This window comes from Amycolatopsis orientalis DSM 40040 = KCTC 9412 (assembly GCF_000478275.1).
GTDB classification, from domain to species: domain Bacteria; phylum Actinomycetota; class Actinomycetes; order Mycobacteriales; family Pseudonocardiaceae; genus Amycolatopsis; species Amycolatopsis orientalis.
In genome coordinates this window covers 233,686-249,415 of sequence record NZ_ASJB01000099.1, presented here as the reverse complement: position 1 = coordinate 249,415, position 15,730 = coordinate 233,686, and the positions used below count along the sequence as shown (strand labels likewise).

Below are 15,730 nucleotides of genomic sequence, written 5' to 3'. Positions count from 1 at the left end.
TTCCTTCGGCGTTCAGCAGATTCGCGGCAGTGGATCCCCGACCAGCAGGTCGCAGATCCGGGTTCCGCCGAACGCGGTGTTCAACAGCACCAGTCCCGGCGGATCGGCCTTGATCCGGCCGATGATCGCCGCCTGTGCGCCCAGCGGGTGCGCGCGCATCGCGGCCAGCGCGGTGTCGGCTTGCGCACCGTCGACGACCACCACGATCCGGCCCTCGCAGGCCACGTACAGCGGATCGATGCCGAGCAGTTCCGACGCCCCGCGCACCTGATCGCCCACCGGGATCCGGTCCTCGTCGATCACCACGGCGACGTCCGCGGCCCTGGCCATCTCGTTGAGCACGGTCGCGACACCACCGCGGGTCGCGTCACGCATCGCCCGTACGCCTGGGGTTTCCGCCAGCAACCCGGCGACCAGCTCGTGTACCGGCGCGGTGTCCGATTCGAGGTCCGCCTCGATGTCGAGCTCGCCACGGGCGAGCATCACGGTGACGCCGTGCTCACCGATCGGGCCGGACACCATGACGACGTCGCCGGGCTCGACCGTCGCGAGGCCGAGTCGGTGCGGGTGGTGGATGACGCCGATCCCGGCCGTGTTGATGTAGCAGCCGTCGGCCTTCCCGCGCTGTACCACCTTGGTATCACCGGTCACGATGGACACTCCGGCGGCTTCGGCGGCGGACCTCATCGAAGCCACGATCCTGCTCAGAGCGGCGACCGGGAAGCCCTCCTCCAGGATGAACCCCGCGGTCAGATACAGCGGTTCGGCGCCGGACACGGCGAGATCGTTGACCGTTCCGTTGACGGCGAGGTCGCCGATGTCACCACCCGGGAAGAACAGCGGTGACACCACGAACGAGTCGGTGGTCAGCGCCAGGCGGGAACCGTTGATCGTCGGTTCCGCCGCGTCTTCGAGTGGCTCCAACAGCGGATTGCGAAACGCGTCGAGGAATACGGCCTCGATCAGGGTCTGGGTGGCCTTGCCTCCGGATCCATGCGCCAGGGTGATCCGTTCCTCGCGTACCTTGGCCCGTCGCCTACGAGCCTTGTCGATCCGGTCGAGCACCGCGCGCTCACGGCCGGACGGTGTGCCGGGTCCGGCGCTCATCGGAGGGTGCCTTCGGCGGTGGTCCGGCGGGCCGAGGCGGTGAGCTCACCCACGGTGGCGATGCTCGCCTCTCGCACCCTCGTCCGGGTGAACCGGCCGAAGTTGTGGTAGGCCGCGCAAGCGCCTTCCGGTGACACCATGCAGGTGCCGATCGGGGTCTCCGGAGTGCACGCGGTACCGAAGACCTTGCATTCCCATGGTTTCAGCACACCCTTCAGTACCTCGCCGCATTGGCACGCCTTCGGATCCGCGACCCGGACACCCGGCACGTCGTACTTCACCTCGGCGTCGAAGGACGCGTACTGCTCGCGCAATCGCAGTGCCGAGTGAGAAATGAAGCCGAGCCCGCGCCATTCGAAGTACGGGCGCAGCTCCATGGTCTCGCCGATCACCCGCAACGCCTTGAGGTTGCCCTCCCACGGCACGACACGCGAGTACTGGTTCTCCACTTCCGAGCGGTCCTCCTTCAGCTGCACCATCAGCATGTGGATCGACCGCAGGATGTCGAGCGGCTCGAATCCGGCCACCACAAGGGGCTTCCCGTAACCTCCCGCGATGAATTCGTACGGGCGACAGCCGATCACCGTCGAAACGTGCCCCGGCCCGATGAAGCCGTCGAGACGCAGGTCCGGGGAGTCGAGGATGGCCTTGATGGCGGGGATGATGGTGATGTGGTTGCAGAAGACCGAGAAGTTCTCGATGCCCTCTTCGGCCGCTCGCAGGATCGTCATCGCGGTGGACGGTGTGGTCGTCTCGAAGCCGATCGCCATGAACACGACCTGCCGGTCCGGGTTCTGCCTGGCGATCTTGAGCGAGTCCAGCGGCGAGTAGACCATCCGGATGTCGGTGTCTTCGGCGTTGGAGTCGAAGAAGTTCCCGCCGCTGCCGGGCACCCGCATCATGTCGCCGAACGAAGTCATGAGCACCTCCGGACGCCGGGCGATGTGGATCGCGTCGTCGATCCGGCCCATCGGGATGACACAGACCGGGCAGCCAGGGCCGTGCACCAGGGTGATGGCCTCCGGGAGGTAATCCTCGAGGCCGTGCTTGTAAATCGTGTGCGTATGACCGCCGCAGACCTCCATGAACTTGTACTCGCGGCCGGGCTCGCACAGGCCGGCGATCTTCGCGGAGAGAACCTTGGCCTTCTCGGCGTCGCGGAACTCGTCGACGAAACGCATGCTTTCAGCTCCTAGGCCGTGTCCTGTAAGTCTGTTCGATGGGCTTCGTGATCCAGGTGGTTCCTGACGGTGCGAGCGGATCGGCCTCGTACCGGGTCGTACTCGGCCGCGTCCGCCCGTGCCGTCAGGGATCACCTGGGCGCGGAGACCGCGAACACGACTTGCAGGACACGGCCTAGATGATCCGCGAATCGCGCAGGGCCGCGATCTCGTCGTCATAGGCTTTTCCGATGCTCTCGAGGAAGTCCATCGCCGCTTTCGCTTCCGCTTCGTCGATCTTGGACAGGGCGAAGCCGACATGGATCAGCACCCAGTCGCCCGGCCCGATCCCCTCCTCGGCGACCAGAGCGATGTTGATGGCCCGTTTGACCCCGCCCACATCGACCTTCGCCAGATCAGGGCGGTCGGTGAGGAGCTCGATCACCTCGCCGGGGATACCAAGGCACATACCGGCACCCGATTCCTTCCGATCGTGACGGTCTGGTCAGGTGACTGGCATGCGCCGATGATGTCGGCGACCGCGCCCACGGCCGTGTCCACCGCCGCCACCACCGGAGGGCTGAGTTCCATGCGATGGTCGAGCACCGCCGGCTCGCAGCCGACGAGGAGCACCCGGCCTGGGTTCCCGCCGAGCAGAGCGACCAGGTTCAGCACGACGTCGGGCTGCATCCCATGCGCGTCGAGCGCTTCGGCCGTCGGCCGGGGCGGCCCGTCCGGCGGATCCAGTTCGACGACGTAGACCGTGCCGGGAGCGTCGCCCCGTTGGGTGGCATCCACCATCACTGTCAGGTCGTACTCCCCGGAGACCAGGTCATAGGCCAGATGCATCCCGCGAATGCCGTAGTCGGCCACCCGGACCCGGCCGGGGAAGACCTCTGCGGACAACCGACGGGCAACCTCGACACCGAAACCGTCGTCGCCGAGGAATATGTTGCCGATGCCGGCGATCAGCACCCGGGGAGTCACGACTCGTCCACGGTCATCGGCTCGATCTCGTCGGTGCCGAAATAGCGGTACCGGCCATGCTGGGCGTAGAACTCCGAGCCGAGGTCGTCTTCGAGGGTGACCGCGACATGCCATACGCCGTCGACGTCGAGCAACACCGCCTGCACGACCGCTGCCCGCCCGGCCAGGAACATGTCGTGCGCGTCGGCCCGCTTGGCAGGCCGCAGGCGTACCCGGCTGCCTTTGCCGATCGCGACGCCGCCGACGTTCACGGTGTCGGTTTCCGGCGACAGCGACGCGTCCGCTTCCGGATCCCACCACGGCGCTTCCGGCCGCGCGGTGACGTCACTCGGTTCCTCCGCCTCACCGGTGGCGGCGCGCAGGTAGCGGATCGTGCCGTGCAGTCGCTCCAGCAGTTCCGGGGGCATGTTCTCGACCCGGTCGATGAGTTCCGCCGCCCGGGTGTCGGTGGCGCGTGCCTGACGCTTCTCCTCATCGGTCAGTGTCATCGTGCGCAGGGTCAGGATCTCGTCGATCTCCAGGCCGTCGTACAGCGGGCCTTGGCTCTCCTCGGCGATTTCCGGGTGGTCGTAGAGGATGATCGGAGAACACAGAACGGTGTCGCACCGGCCGGGTGCTCCGACCAGGACCGGCCAGGTGCGTTCGTTGACGCACTCCTCGGCGACCACCGAAGCCCATCGCGGCGGGTCGATCAGCGAGAGGAAAGCGCCACCCGGGACGGAGAGCAGCGTGTGCGTGGCGATCATCGAATGGGCCAGCGCCTGCTCCCGGGTCGCTCCCGGCTCATCCCACAGGGACTTGTTGCATACCCGTACCCGCAGTTTCACGCCGCCGAACGGCCCCGGCAACGCGTCACCGCGGAGCAGCAGTTCACCGTGCAGGCCGGCACGACGGCGTACCAGCCGCGCGTCGGCGCCGATGATCGGCTCGACGTCCTCGCCACCATCGACGTGGAATGGGACGCTGGTTCCCTTACCCAGGGCGGAGAAGGGAATGGTGGCCGCGATCTCGCGCTCGACGGACTCCTCCCAGGTGAGGTATTCGGTGCCGTCGACGGTCAGCGCCGGAACCGCCGCACCGGCCACCTCGACCACGCGTTTCTGCACCTGAAGAAACCGGAGCCGCACCTGGAGAACTCCATCGTCCGGTGGCTCGGCGATCAGTTCCGCTTGCGACCAGTGATGCTCGCCGGTCCCCGCGGCCGCGTAGGCCGCCGGGACCAGCACACCCCATTGCCAGCGCGCCTTGTTCTTCGCGGCAGACGCCCGATACGGGTACAGCAGATAGCCTTCGTAGAGCACGGCGTCGGCAACGGCCTTGGCCCGGTGCAGAGCGTTCGTCACGGTCTCACCCGCTTCGCGAGGTTGTCGACGACCAGTTCCCACAACGCGTGGTAGAGCGTGGTCTGCGCTTCTTGGACGCGGTGCACCGACGGAGACGGGACCACGAACAGGTAGTCGATGCTGTCCAGCTCGGCCATCTTGCCGCCGTCGTAGCCGGTGATCCCGACCGTGAGCAGGCCTCGTTTGCCTGCTTCGTCGAAGCCCTGTAGCAGGTTGGCGGAGTTACCGCTGGTGGACAGGCCGACCGCGATGTCGCACGACTTCGCGAAGGCGGCGATCTGCCGGGCGAACACCACATCGAAGCCGATGTCGTTGCTCAGCGCGGTGATCACCGCGATATCGTTGGTCAGGCCGAAGGCGGGCAGGGCAGGCGAGGCGCCGCCGGGTCCGTCCGCCGGACTGAGGAAGAGACTGGCCAGGTCCTGCGCGTCGGTCGAGCTGCCACCGTTGCCGAACGCCAGCAGCCGTCCGCCGTCGGTGAAGCGGCGCGCCATCGCTTCGGCGCATTCCAGCATCCGTCCCCCGTTCCGGGCGAATACGGACTCCCGCAGTTCGATGATCAGCCGTGCCTTGTCCACTATGGACTGACGGGCCTGTTCCAGTACGGAGTCGACGTCGGATGGATCCCGGTAGAGGAACGGATAGAGCGAGCGGACATCCTCGGCGGGCGGCGAGTAGGTGTCGTCGGTCCCGTTCATCTGCCGCCCGCCCCCACGACCGCGATGGCTTCGCCGGCGTGCACCAGGATGGTGTCGCCGACCTGAGCGGTGACCAGCGCGACGCTCACTCGGTCTTCGCCGCCGGATGCCGTGCGCACGATGGCGAACCGATCGTCCAGCAGGCGGAGAACGGCGACGGAGACCGCGGAGTCGGAGCAGGTCAGGCAGACGTCGTCACGACATTCAGGAATCTTCATGCAGTCGTGTCCCTCTCCAGCGCCCCAGGATGTTCGAAGAAGACGTGAACCAGCTCCCAGAGAATGTGGTACATCGTCACGTGTACCTCTTTGACCACCCTGGGATCCGCCGACGCGGCGATCAGCACATGGTCGGCGGCGCCGCGGGCGGCGATGGCGCCACCGTGGCCACCGGTCAGCGCGACGGTCAGCATGCCGAGGTCGCGCGCCTTTTCGAGTCCGCGCAGCACGTTGACGCAGTCGCCGTCGGTGGACAGGCCGAGCGCGATGTCTCGCGGTTCGGACAGGAAACGGATCTGGTGGGCGAAGGCCTCGGCCAGCCCTTCCCGGTTGGCGATCCCGGTGAGTGTGGCGACGTCCGACGTCAGGGAAAGGGCGGGTAGGGCCCGTTTCCCGACTATGACCGGGTGTACGAACTCGACCGCGACATGCTGGGCATCAGTACTCGGGCCACCGTTGCCGAATACCAGGAGTTTTCCCCCTCGCCGGAACCGGGTCGCCATGCTGTGGCAGGCGCGGGCGATGTCGCCGGCGTGTTCGGCAAGGTCATGCAAGGGTCGGATACGACGATCGACCAATGCGTCGAGAACATTGGCATCGCCGGAACGCGACAATTCTGTCACGATCGGATTCCTTATGGGGTTTAGGACAGACAGTCGGGCATGCGTGGTGTGGAATTCACCGTTGATCAAAGTGTGCTTCGCGCCGAAGATCCATTCTTTCCGGGCAGCTGTGTGCCCCTGTCGTCCTCGATGGCGCCGAGCGCCCGGTCATCGTGTCGTTGAAGACGCGCTACAAACTTCGCACTCGGATAATCCCGCGCGGGCCGACGTTCGTGCGCGGGGTCCTTGCGTCATCGAATTGCTTCGGACACCTTTGTCCGGCAGGAACGAGGCATCAGTGTTCGCCGGCTTCGCTGACCCGTCAATCGTGCATTTCGGTGACAGGAGTCCCCGGATGGGGTTCTTTCGATCGCCGGATCAGGTCAGTGGTGGCTGGCCGAAACGTTCTTGCAGGCGGCGCAGGTCACGCATCCTCGGCTCGGTCTCGCCACCCACCCATCGCCCGACGGTCTTCACCGAAACGCCGAGCTGCCTGGCCGCCGCCTCCTGCGTGAGTCCTTCCCGTCGCAGCACGTCGGCCATCCACTCGGAAAAGGTCGCCGCCTGCCCGGGATGCGCCGACTGGGCCTGCGGTGGCGGCATCGTGGCCTCCAGTTCGGCCACCTGCGCGAGAGTGGGCTCGCCCGGTTGCCCGGAATGCGAATGCAGGACGTCGACCTCGACGTGTTCCGGGAAGATCCGGAACGAGATCTGGATCGTCCCGGTCGGGCCGGCCGCGTCGAGCAGTGCCCGGAAGACAGTCTGGCTCACCTCGCGGTTGTCTTCGTCGGTGAGTGGCGACTCCGCCAGGGAATGCCGGACAAATTCACGGATGTCCGGAATCGACGACGGGCGGGCCGGAAAGATCTTGGAAAGGACGACGACAGGAAGTAGCTCAATGGGCGTCTTCAGTTCTGAGAAATCCGAAACTCCCACGTGAACCCCGCCCGTCTGCCGAGTCCGACCAGCGTACAGGTGTACATCTACGCGCCCCAAGGTGGAGCGGGCAACCGGAGTACATGATTATGTATCCCGTCCAGGTGCCGGGTGTCCTTGCCGCCGCACACGGACGAGGTCTACCGTGATGCTGGCCGGAAACCGGAAGCGCCGATCTTTCGAAGGTCGTCTTCTTCACCGTTTCGCGAGCAGACAGGTCGATCTTTCACCGATCCCGCCGTGTGCTCGTTCATTTCGATTGCGGTTCGAACCGCTCTCTAGGAGGTAGTCATCGATGGCCACGGCCGATAGGGCAGTGGAAGCCTCGAAACCGGAGTCGGCAGACGAGCTGGTCGTGCATATCCTGTGGATGAACGGCGGTCTCGGTTGTGACGGCGACTCCGTCGCGTTGACGGCCGCGACCCAACCGAGTGTCGAGGACATCGTCCTCGGCGCGTTACCCGGTCTGCCGAAGGTCGAGGTGCACTGGCCGCTGATCGATTTCGAATGCGGTCCGGAAACGGGCGCCGACACGTTCATCGAGTGGTGGCACAAAGCCGACCGCGGTGAACTCGATCCCTTCGTGCTGGTCGTCGAGGGATCCATCCCGAACGAAGCGATCAAGACCGAGGGCTACTGGTGCGGGTTCGGCAACGACCCGGCGACCGGCCAGCCGATGACCACGAGCGAATGGCTGGACCGCCTCGCCCCCAAGGCATTGGTGGTCCTCGCCGTGGGTACCTGCGCCACCTACGGCGGTATTCACGCGATGGCGGGCAACCCCACCGGCGCGATGGGCGTGCCGGACTACCTCGGGTGGGAATGGCGGTCCAAGGCGGGGATCCCGATCGTGTGCGTTCCCGGTTGCCCGACTCATCCGGACAACCTCTCGGAGACCATCCTCTACCTGCTGTTCCAGGCGGCCGGGCAGGCTCCGATGATCCCGCTCGACGAGGCATTGCGCCCCCAGTGGCTCTTCGGCGCCACCGTGCACGAAGGCTGTGACAGGGCGGGTTACTACGAGCAGGGGGAATTCGCCACCGAGTACGGCTCGTCGAAGTGCCTTGTGAAGCTCGGCTGCTGGGGGCCCGTGGTCAAGTGCAACGTCCCCAAACGTGGCTGGATCAACGGCGTCGGTGGCTGTCCGAATGTCGGTGGCATCTGCATCGCCTGCACCATGCCGGGTTTCCCGGACAAGTTCATGCCCTTCATGGACGAACCGCCCGGGTCGAAGGTGTCCGCCGCGGCGACCACCGCCTACGGGACGGTCATCCGCGCGCTACGCGGCTTCACGATGAGGACGGCCGACGAAGAGCCGAAATGGCGGCACAAGGGCAATTCCTTGACGACCGGCTACAAATCCAACTGGTGAACGGAGCGAGGATCCATCGATGACAGACACGCGGAACCCCGGCTTGGTGGAGATGGCGTGGGATCCGATCACCCGGATCGTCGGCAGCCTCGGCATCTACACGAAGATCGACTTCGCCAAGAAGGAGGTCGTCGAGTGTCACAGCACTTCGTCGATCTTCCGGGGTTACAGCATCTTCATGAAGGGCAAGGATCCGCGCGACGCGCACTTCATCACCAGCAGGATCTGCGGGATATGCGGCGACAACCACGCCACCTGCTCGGTCTACACCCAGAACATGGCCTACGGCGTGCGCCCGCCGCATCTCGCCGAATGGATCATCAACCTCGGCGAGGCCGCCGAGTACATGTTCGACCACAACATCTTCCAGGAGAACCTGGTCGGCGTGGACTACTGCGAGCGGATGGTCGCCGAGACCAACCCCGGGGTACTGGAACTGGCCAACCGCACCGAATCCCCGCACGCCGCGGAGCACGGGATGCGCACCATCGGTGACATCATGCGATCGCTGAATCCTCTGCAGGGCGAGTTCTACCGGGAGGCATTGCATGTCTCCCGGTACACCAGGGAGATGTTCTGCCTGATGGAGGGGCGGCATGTTCACCCGTCCACGTTGTACCCCGGCGGGGTCGGCACGGTGGCGACGGTGCAGCTGTTCACCGACTACCTGACCCGCTTGATGCGCTATGTCGAGTTCATGAAGAAGGTCGTGCCGATGCACGACGACCTGTTCGACTTCTTCTACGAGGCCTTGCCCGGCTACGAACAGGTCGGCAGGCGGCGCGTCCTCCTCGGTTGCTGGGGCAGCCTCAACGATCCCGCCCACTGCGACTTCACCTACGAGAACATGGAGCACTGGGGCCGTAAGATGTTCGTCACGCCGGGCGTCGTGGTGGACGGCAAGCTCGTCACCACCAGTCTGGTCGACATCAACCTCGGCATCCGTATCCTGCTCGGTCACTCGTTCTACGAGGACTGGGAGGACCGGGAGATGTTCGTGCGGCGCGATCCGCTCGGCAATCCGGTCGACCGGCGCCATCCGTGGAACCAGCACACCATTCCGCGGCCGGCCAAGCGCGACTTCGACGACAAGTATTCGTGGACCATGTCGCCGCGGTGGTTCGACGGCACCGATCACCTGGCGCTGGACACCGGCGGCGGACCGCTCGCGAGACTGTGGGTGACCGCCCTCGCCGGACTGGTCGACACCGACTACGTCAAGTCGACCGGGCACAGCGTGCGGATCGACCTGCCGCGGACGGCGCTCAAGCCCGCGGTGAGCTTCGAATGGAAGATTCCACAATGGAGCAACGCGCTGGAGCGCAACCGCGCGCGAAGCTATTTCCAGGCCTACGCCGCGGGCATGGCCCTGCATTTCGCGGAGAAGGCGCTGGCGGAGATCCGGGGCGGGAACACCAGTACCTGGGAGAAGTTCACCGTCCCCGATGAGGCCGCCAGCTGCGGGTTCACCGAAGCCGTGCGCGGCGCGCTCTCGCACCACATGGTCATCAAGGGCGGCAAGATCGCCAACTATCACCCGTATCCGCCGACACCGTGGAACGGAAGCGTGCGTGATACCTACGGCACCCCTGGCCCGTACGAGGACGCTGTGCAGAACACCCCGATCTTCGAGGAGAACCCGCCGGAGAACTTCAAGGGTATCGACATCATGCGCGCGGTGCGCAGCTTCGATCCGTGTCTGCCGTGTGGGGTTCACATGTCGGTGGGAGCGGGCAAGGAGATCACGAAGTACCACACGCCCCACGCGTTCAACGCCGAGTACCAGGAGTGATGGCCCGGATGTCGAGGACGGCCGACATGATCGGCGAGCGGATGGAAAACCTGCTTCGCGAGCTGCCGGACGGCCGCGGCAAACAGGTCACGGAGGAGCTGATCCGGCTGGTGGTCGGCATGTACGGCGAAGGACTCGAGCGAGTCGCCGTCCTGCTGGCCGAGCACGATCGGGCCGTCCTGCTCCGGTTGGCCGACGACGACCTGGTCGGCAGCCTGCTGCTCTTGCACGACCTGCATCCGGTCGACGTCGACACCAGGATCCAGCAGGCGCTGGACCAGGTCCGGCCGTATCTCGGTTCACACGCGGGCGGGGTCGAATACCTCGGAGTCGACGGCGACGGGATCGCCCGGCTGCGTCTCGAAGGCAACTGTGAGGGGTGCCCGTCTTCGGCCATGACGGTCAAGATGACCATCGAAGGCGCGATCGAGCGGGCCGCACCCGAGATCGCCGGAGTCGAGGTCGACGGTGTCAGTGCCCGGGAGCCGGAGACCCTCCCGGTGTTCCAGGTCGGTATGGGACCGCCCGACGGCTGGCATGCTCCCGAGCCGTCCGCTGGTGGCGCGGGACATGGCTGGAGCGCCTCGCCCGAGGTGCCGAAGGCGGTGCCGTCGTGATCCGACGAGCCGGTCTGCGGCGCTTCGTCGGCCCCGCCGAACCCGCACCGGCGCCTCCACGGCCGTCGTCGCATCCGGCCGAGGAGAAGTGCGAGTTGTGCGTCAAGCCGACCGGGCATTGGCACGGCCACGTCGTCGACACCGAGCATCGCTCGATACTGTGCACCTGCCGTGCTTGTTTCCTGCTGTTCACCAGTCCGGAGGCGGGCGGTGGCAGGTACCGGGCGGTGCCGGACCGCTATCTGCGCGACGACGAGCACCCGCTGGTCAAAGCCGAGTGGGACGGCCTCGGCATCCCGGTGGGAGCGGCCTTCCTGTTGCGTGGTGGCGGGGGCACGGCGGCGTTCTACCCCAGTCCGGCGGGTGCCACCGAATGCCTGCTGAACCTGGACGCCCTTGCCGATCTGGCGGTGACCCATCCCTTGCTGGCCGCGGCCGAACCCGAGGTCGAGGCCATCCTGATCCACACCACGGACGATCGGGTCGAGGCGTACCTCGTCCCGATCGACGTCTGCTATCGGCTGGTCGGCACGGTGCGGAGGTATTGGAAGGGATTCGACGGAGGCCAGGAGGCACGCGACCACATCGAGGAGTTCTTCGCCGATGTCCGGTCCGCGACCCGGCCGTTCGGCGAACAGGAGTGAGACGTGACTGAGCTGGACTTCGACTGTGTCGGCGCCGAGCCTGAGCGCTACGGCGTCGTGCCGAGCTTGACCCTGCGGCTGCGGATCACCGAGACCGGCGGCGAGCGGGTGGAAGCGATCGCACTGCGCTGCCAGATCCGGATCGAACCGCACCGGCGGCGCTATTCGGCGGAGGAGGCCGAGCAGCTGCACGACCTGTTCGGCGACACCGGCCGGTGGGCGGACACCGTCAAGCCGATGCAGTTCATCACGGTGTCCGCCATGGTGCCGGGATTCACCGGGAACACGACCATCGATCTGCCGGTGCCGGTCACCTACGACCTGGAGATCGCGTCGACCAAGTACTTCACCTCGGTCACCGACGGCGTGATCCCCCTGCTGTTGTTGTTCAGTGGCACCATCTTCAGTACCCAAGACGGCCGGCTGTCGGTGCGGCAGGTGCCATGGAGCAAGGAGGCGTCCTACGGACTGCCGGTGAAGGTGTGGCGGGAGACCGTCGACCTGCATTTTCCCGGCAGCGCCTGGGTGTGTGTCGACAGGGAGACACTTTCCGCGCTGCAGCGCTACAAATCGCGGCACGCGCTGCCCACCTGGAACGCCACGGTGGCCGCACTGCTGGAGAACGCGGCACCCGGTACCGAGAGGTAGCCGAATGATCGCGGGAGGGACATGAGAACGCTCACCGGACTGCCTGGAGGCAAAGAAAGGGCGGCGGACATGACTGTGCTCGGCTACATCTTCGTGGCGATACTGGCGGTGGCGGGCGTCGCGGGCCTGATCCTCCTGGTGCTCTTCCTGCCGGACATCCGGCGGTACCTGACGATCAGGAGGATGTGACTCCCGCGCGATCCCTGGCGGCGGCGACAGCTGCCTGGCCGAGGCTGATGCCGCCGTCGTTCGCCGGCACGCCCGCGTGGGTGAGTACACGGAAACCGTTCTGGTGCAACAGGTCCACCGTCCGGTCGAGAAGCAGCAGGTTCTGGAAGACGCCGCCGGAGACGGCCACCGTGCCCACCCCTGTCGCTTCGCGCAGCGAGACGCAGCAGCGCGTGATCACCCTGGCCAACCCGTTGTGGAACCGCGCGGCGACGACCGGCGGGGCGACGCCCCTGACCACCTCCTCGGCGACCGCGCGCACCAGGTCCGTCCCGGCGACCACCAACGGTCCGGTACCGGACACGGTCACCGGGTAGGCGCCTCGTTCGGCGGGATCCGCCAGTCGTTCCAGCTCGATCGCGGCCTGTCCTTCGTAGTGGATGGCGTCGCGCGGAACGAGCATGGCCGATACCGCGTCGAACAGCCTCCCCGCGCTGGAAGTGAGTGGTGAGGCCACCCCGCGTCTGGCGAGCTGGGCCACGGTGGCCCACGTGGACGCGTTACGGCTCAAGACGAGGAGTTCTTCCGGCGGAGAACCGTCGAAAGCCTTGTCGAGATACGCGGCGGCCATCCGCCATGGCTGCCTGATCGCGGCCGCGCCTCCGGGCATGGGGAGCGGTGCCAGATGGCCGACCCGCTCGTACGTCGTCAGGTCCGCTAGCAGGAACTCCCCACCCCAGATGGTCCCGTCCTCTCCGAACCCGGTGCCGTCGAAGGCGACGCCGAGAACCGGCCCCGCTTCGCCGTTGTCGGCGAGGCAAGACGCGATGTGCGCGTGGTGATGCTGTACCCCGACCAGTTCGACGCCTGCCCGCCCCGCCAGCTCCGACGCGTGCTTGGTGGACAGGTATTCCGGGTGCAGGTCGTGCGCGACCAGAGCCGGCTCGACGCCGAACAATCGTCCGAAGTGGACTATCCCGTCGGTGAACGACCGCAGTGTCTCGAAGTTCTCCAGGTCGCCGATATGGTGGGAGATGAAGGCGTGCCGGTCTTTGGCGAGGCAGAATGTGTTCTTCAGTTCCGCGCCACAGGCGAGCAGGGGACGCGGCGCGGTCCAGGGCAACGTCACGGGTTCCGGGACGAACCCGCGGGACCGGCGCAGCACCGATTCACGCCCCCGCCATGGCCGCACCACCGAATCGTCGGTGCGGATATGGATCGGCCGGTCATGGGTCAGGAACGCGTCGGCGATCCCGCCGAGTCGTTCGAAAGCGTCGGTGTCGGTGTAGGCGATCGGTTCGTCCGAGACGTTGCCGCTGGTGAGCACGATCGGCGCGGCGACCGCCGCGAGCAGCAGATGGTGCAACGGGGTATAGGGCAGCATCAGACCGAGCTGCCGGGCTCCCGGGGCGACCGCCGCCGCGACCGGCGCGTCCGTGAGCCGGGGGAGCAGCACGATCGGGCGACGTCTGCTCAGCAGCGCTTCACGTCCTGTGGCGTCCAGTTCGCACAGCTCGGCAGCAGCGTCCACATCGGAGACCATCACGGCGAAAGGCTTGTCCTCGCGATGTTTGCGTCGCCGCAGGACGGCCGCCGCCTGCTCATCCGATGCGAGGACGGCAAGGTGATAGCCGCCGATCCCTTTGATCGCCGGCACCCGGCCCTCTCGCAGCAGCGCGGCCGTCTCGGCGATCGGGTCTCCGGACAACTCGCGCCCGGTCGTGTCCAGCAGCCGCATTCGCGGGCCACAGTCCGGGCAACAGGTCGGCTGGGCGTGGAAGCGCCGGTCCGCCGGGTCGTGGTACTCCGCGGCGCACGCCACGCACAGGGGAAAACCCGCCATCGTGGTCAGGGACCGGTCGTAGGGCACGTCTCGCACGATCGTGAAACGCGGGCCGCAGTTGGTGCAGTTGATGAAGGGATAGCCGAAACGGCGGTCCGCCGGATCGCCCAGCTCACGGAGGCAGTCTCCGCAGACGGCGCTGTCCGCGGAGACGAGCGTCCGCTTGCCACCGCGGGGATCGCTGGGCACGATGCTGAATCCGGGGATGCCGTTCGGCTCCGTCTCGGCCGTGATCACTCGCTCGACCTCGGCGAGCGGAGGCGCTTCACGGCGCACGGCGACCAGGAATGCCTCTACATCCGCGACCGGCCCCTCCACCTCGACGAACACGCCTTCGACGTCGTTGCCGACGTGACCGGCCAGGCCGAGTCGCGTGGCGAGACCGTAGACGAAGGGCCGGAATCCGACCCCTTGAACGATCCCTTTGATCCGCACGGCACGTCGTGTTCGCGTCTCCACGCCGATCAGTGTTCCCCCCGGGGCGGATGAGCCGCAGCTGTCGTCACCCGGGTGCCTCGACGGCCGCGTGAACGGACTGTCCTCCCGGGCCGGGGAAACCGGACAGAACTGTCCACCGAACCGGACATCAGTGGCTCAGACTCGAAAAGTTCAAGCCCTCGCTCCCGGTACGGCCGGTGTTCTCCGAACGCAGTCCCGGCATGGCCAGTTCGATGGTGCAGCCGGAGACGTCCGAGCTGACGTTGAGCCATTCGCAGATCTGTTCGGCCATCCGCAGGCTGTTGTCCAGTCGATTCGGGCTCCGGGACCCGGAGCCGGCGGGCCGCGGGATGCCGAGCGGCCGGTCACAGTGCATCGTGCACACCACCCGGCCGTCCACCGGCCGTACCCACACGACCGCTCGGTCGGCCCCGTGGTTGAGCAGGTTGGCGAGCACCGAGCCGACGGCGACGTCGAACATCGCCACGGCGTCCTCGGCGAGCAGTATCGGGGTGGCTCTTTCCAGCACGTAGCGCCGCACGGCGACCAAGTCGCCTTCGAACCGGAACATGTCAGTGGGCCGGTCCGGTGACGGCGGTGCTCCCTGGGCTCCGGTGAGATCCTCCGGCGCCATGAACCGCGCGGATGGCTCGGCTACGCGCCCTACCACGCATTCGTGATGGATCCGGCGGGCATCCTCGACTATGCCCGCTTCGACGACCCGGGTGTCGTAGGGGCAGATCATCCAGATTCCCGTGCCGGCCAGCGTCACGGTGAGTCGTGCCTCCATCCGCTGCCAGGCGGCCACTTCCCGTCGGGATCGGCCCGCCCAGACCGGCTCGACGATGGCCCGTCCCCGGCCCTCGGATCCGCCCGGGCGACGGCGTGCCCAGCCGCGGAGCGTTTCAGCCCATTGTGACGGCCGTCGCCGGAAGGGCGCGGTCTCGGCGTATTCGATCCTGTCGGCGTCGGCGCCCAGCGCGTCATGGAGCAGTTCGAGGTTGCGGGCGGTCGTGGCGACCAGCACCTGCTCTCCCCGCAGGAGCCCCTCTTCGGCGAACTGCACGGCCATGGCGAGGAACTCCGCGTCGCTGCCGTAGATACAACCCTGGTGCCGAAAAGCTGACTTCATCAGGCCCGTCCAGTCGCCGGTCGGC

At 66.7% G+C, this 15,730-nt stretch carries 17 protein-coding genes; 6 read left to right on the top strand and 11 right to left on the bottom strand.

Annotated features, from left to right (window positions below; all coding sequences use genetic code 11):
* Positions 1-12 precede the first annotated feature (12 nt).
* The 9 genes from hypE to L324_RS40610 form a co-directional block, all read right to left on the bottom strand.
* Positions 13-1,107 (bottom strand): hydrogenase expression/formation protein HypE, encoded by a 1,095-nt coding sequence (hypE, locus tag L324_RS40650; RefSeq protein ID WP_037321686.1) that lies wholly within the window; start codon positions 1,105-1,107, stop codon positions 13-15.
* Complete coding sequence (gene hypD / locus L324_RS40645) at positions 1,104-2,288, bottom strand: hydrogenase formation protein HypD (RefSeq protein WP_037321684.1); 1,185 nt, start codon at positions 2,286-2,288, stop codon at positions 1,104-1,106. Before hypD ends, hypE begins: the two co-directional genes overlap by 4 nt.
* 175 nt (positions 2,289-2,463) lie before the next feature.
* Positions 2,464-2,736: a HypC/HybG/HupF family hydrogenase formation chaperone gene (locus L324_RS40640; RefSeq protein ID WP_037321681.1), complete on the bottom strand. Its 273-nt coding sequence runs from the start codon at positions 2,734-2,736 to the stop codon at positions 2,464-2,466.
* Positions 2,709-3,254 (bottom strand): hydrogenase maturation protease, encoded by a 546-nt coding sequence (locus L324_RS40635; protein ID WP_081736636.1) that lies wholly within the window; start codon positions 3,252-3,254, stop codon positions 2,709-2,711. Before L324_RS40635 ends, L324_RS40640 begins: the two co-directional genes overlap by 28 nt.
* On the bottom strand, positions 3,251-4,597 hold the full coding sequence (locus tag L324_RS40630) for a hypothetical protein (protein WP_037321678.1): 1,347 nt from the start codon (positions 4,595-4,597) through the stop codon (positions 3,251-3,253). Before L324_RS40630 ends, L324_RS40635 begins: the two co-directional genes overlap by 4 nt.
* Positions 4,594-5,295: a D-sedoheptulose-7-phosphate isomerase gene (locus L324_RS40625; protein WP_037321675.1), complete on the bottom strand. Its 702-nt coding sequence runs from the start codon at positions 5,293-5,295 to the stop codon at positions 4,594-4,596. Before L324_RS40625 ends, L324_RS40630 begins: the two co-directional genes overlap by 4 nt.
* On the bottom strand, positions 5,292-5,513 hold the full coding sequence (locus L324_RS40620) for a HypC/HybG/HupF family hydrogenase formation chaperone (RefSeq protein WP_037321672.1): 222 nt from the start codon (positions 5,511-5,513) through the stop codon (positions 5,292-5,294). Before L324_RS40620 ends, L324_RS40625 begins: the two co-directional genes overlap by 4 nt.
* Positions 5,510-6,127 carry a D-sedoheptulose-7-phosphate isomerase gene (locus L324_RS40615; protein WP_037321669.1) on the bottom strand — a complete coding sequence of 206 codons (618 nt, stop codon included), beginning with the start codon at positions 6,125-6,127 and terminating at the stop codon, positions 5,510-5,512. The genes L324_RS40620 and L324_RS40615 overlap by 4 nt, the downstream gene beginning before the upstream one ends.
* 366 nt (positions 6,128-6,493) lie before the next feature.
* Positions 6,494-6,886, bottom strand: a complete 393-nt coding sequence (locus L324_RS40610) for a helix-turn-helix domain-containing protein (RefSeq protein WP_235783796.1) — start codon at positions 6,884-6,886, stop codon at positions 6,494-6,496.
* A 460-nt stretch (positions 6,887-7,346) separates the two neighbouring features.
* Between L324_RS40610 and L324_RS40605 the strand changes: the two genes are divergently transcribed.
* The 6 genes from L324_RS40605 to L324_RS44360 all read left to right on the top strand — a co-directional run bounded on the left by L324_RS40605 (position 7,347) and on the right by L324_RS44360 (position 12,313).
* On the top strand, positions 7,347-8,423 hold the full coding sequence (locus tag L324_RS40605) for an NADH-quinone oxidoreductase subunit B family protein (RefSeq protein ID WP_051174422.1): 1,077 nt from the start codon (positions 7,347-7,349) through the stop codon (positions 8,421-8,423).
* A 19-nt stretch (positions 8,424-8,442) separates the two neighbouring features.
* On the top strand, positions 8,443-10,215 hold the full coding sequence (locus L324_RS40600; RefSeq protein ID WP_037321664.1) for a nickel-dependent hydrogenase large subunit: 1,773 nt from the start codon (positions 8,443-8,445) through the stop codon (positions 10,213-10,215).
* Positions 10,216-10,223: 8 nt separating this feature from the next.
* Positions 10,224-10,832, top strand: a complete 609-nt coding sequence (locus tag L324_RS40595; protein WP_152547153.1) for a NifU family protein — start codon at positions 10,224-10,226, stop codon at positions 10,830-10,832.
* Positions 10,829-11,476: a DUF5947 family protein gene (locus L324_RS40590; protein WP_081736635.1), complete on the top strand. Its 648-nt coding sequence runs from the start codon at positions 10,829-10,831 to the stop codon at positions 11,474-11,476. The genes L324_RS40595 and L324_RS40590 overlap by 4 nt, the downstream gene beginning before the upstream one ends.
* A gap of 3 nt (positions 11,477-11,479) precedes the next feature.
* Positions 11,480-12,124, top strand: a complete 645-nt coding sequence (locus L324_RS40585) for a DUF6084 family protein (protein ID WP_037321661.1) — start codon at positions 11,480-11,482, stop codon at positions 12,122-12,124.
* A gap of 69 nt (positions 12,125-12,193) precedes the next feature.
* The gene (locus L324_RS44360; RefSeq protein WP_438938484.1) at positions 12,194-12,313 is read left to right on the top strand and encodes a DUF6893 family small protein; all 120 of its coding nucleotides are present in this window, start codon (positions 12,194-12,196) and stop codon (positions 12,311-12,313) included.
* On the opposite strand, the gene hypF is transcribed toward L324_RS44360, so the two are convergent.
* A complete protein-coding gene (gene hypF / locus L324_RS40580; RefSeq protein WP_235783795.1) occupies positions 12,300-14,594 on the bottom strand; it encodes a carbamoyltransferase HypF in 2,295 nt (764 codons plus the stop codon). The two genes, L324_RS44360 and hypF, sit on opposite strands and share 14 nt — an antisense overlap.
* A 127-nt stretch (positions 14,595-14,721) precedes the next feature.
* Positions 14,722-15,705 (bottom strand): MEDS domain-containing protein, encoded by a 984-nt coding sequence (locus L324_RS40575; RefSeq protein WP_051174420.1) that lies wholly within the window; start codon positions 15,703-15,705, stop codon positions 14,722-14,724.
* Positions 15,706-15,730 lie beyond the last annotated feature (25 nt).

Bases quoted from the DNA above. Each gene is read 5' to 3' on its own strand.
- hypE (WP_037321686.1), bottom strand. From the start codon at position 1,107: ATGAGCGCCGGACCCGGCACACCGTCCGGCCGTGAGCGCGCGGTGCTC.
- hypD (WP_037321684.1), bottom strand. From the start codon at position 2,288: ATGCGTTTCGTCGACGAGTTCCGCGACGCCGAGAAGGCCAAGGTTCTC.
- L324_RS40640 (WP_037321681.1), bottom strand. From the start codon at position 2,736: ATGTGCCTTGGTATCCCCGGCGAGGTGATCGAGCTCCTCACCGACCGC.
- L324_RS40625 (WP_037321675.1), bottom strand. From the start codon at position 5,295: ATGAACGGGACCGACGACACCTACTCGCCGCCCGCCGAGGATGTCCGC.
- L324_RS40620 (WP_037321672.1), bottom strand. From the start codon at position 5,513: ATGAAGATTCCTGAATGTCGTGACGACGTCTGCCTGACCTGCTCCGAC.
- L324_RS40605 (WP_051174422.1), top strand. From the start codon at position 7,347: ATGGCCACGGCCGATAGGGCAGTGGAAGCCTCGAAACCGGAGTCGGCA.
- L324_RS40600 (WP_037321664.1), top strand. From the start codon at position 8,443: ATGACAGACACGCGGAACCCCGGCTTGGTGGAGATGGCGTGGGATCCG.
- L324_RS40595 (WP_152547153.1), top strand. From the start codon at position 10,224: ATGTCGAGGACGGCCGACATGATCGGCGAGCGGATGGAAAACCTGCTT.
- L324_RS44360 (WP_438938484.1), top strand. From the start codon at position 12,194: ATGACTGTGCTCGGCTACATCTTCGTGGCGATACTGGCGGTGGCGGGC.
- L324_RS40575 (WP_051174420.1), bottom strand. From the start codon at position 15,705: ATGAAGTCAGCTTTTCGGCACCAGGGTTGTATCTACGGCAGCGACGCG.